Annotated in this window: 1 protein-coding gene; it reads right to left on the minus strand. The window is 39.3% G+C overall.

All coding sequences use genetic code 11. From position 1 onward, the window contains the following. Positions 1 to 29 precede the first annotated feature (29 nt). On the minus strand, positions 30 to 527 hold a 498-nt coding region (locus tag Phpb_RS22305), incomplete at its 5' end, for a DUF5625 family protein (RefSeq protein WP_082302658.1).

Below are 527 nucleotides of genomic sequence, written 5' to 3' on the forward strand. Positions count from 1 at the left end.
ATATTTCCTTTGTTTATACTGATACCATTTTAAATCTTCGGATTAAAATATATGAGCTGTACAAAACTCTGAATGCCATTAAAAGCAGGCACATCCTCCAGGGTGGTAATTACCGCAGAGTAACGTCCGGGAGGTAACGAAAGTGTTTTAATTTCTCGCACAGCCGTAGTTATCCTTCTCCCTTCGTAATCGAAGCTACGTCCCCAGCTACGTCCCCCTGCATTTATTTTCTCGTCAAAAAAAACCTCGCCGTTTCTAACCAAATGAAGCGAAACGGGGGTTATCACTCCTTCCTTATCAATATAACCGAATAATTCAAGCCGCCTTTTCATTTCATCATCATCCCCTTTATCAAACAGCAGAGCAAACTGATAATCCCCAGCCTTTCTCTTACTGAGTTCAAAATTAATCTCGATGGATTGCCCCGAATGCGACACATCAATCGGCTTATATATAGTATCAATGTGCTTAGAACATGCCATTAATAAGGTAAAACTCATAAAAACAATAATATTTCGCCAGTTTTT

It is taken from the genome of Photorhabdus namnaonensis, assembly GCF_001684335.1.
In the GTDB taxonomy this organism is placed as follows: domain Bacteria; phylum Pseudomonadota; class Gammaproteobacteria; order Enterobacterales; family Enterobacteriaceae; genus Photorhabdus; species Photorhabdus namnaonensis.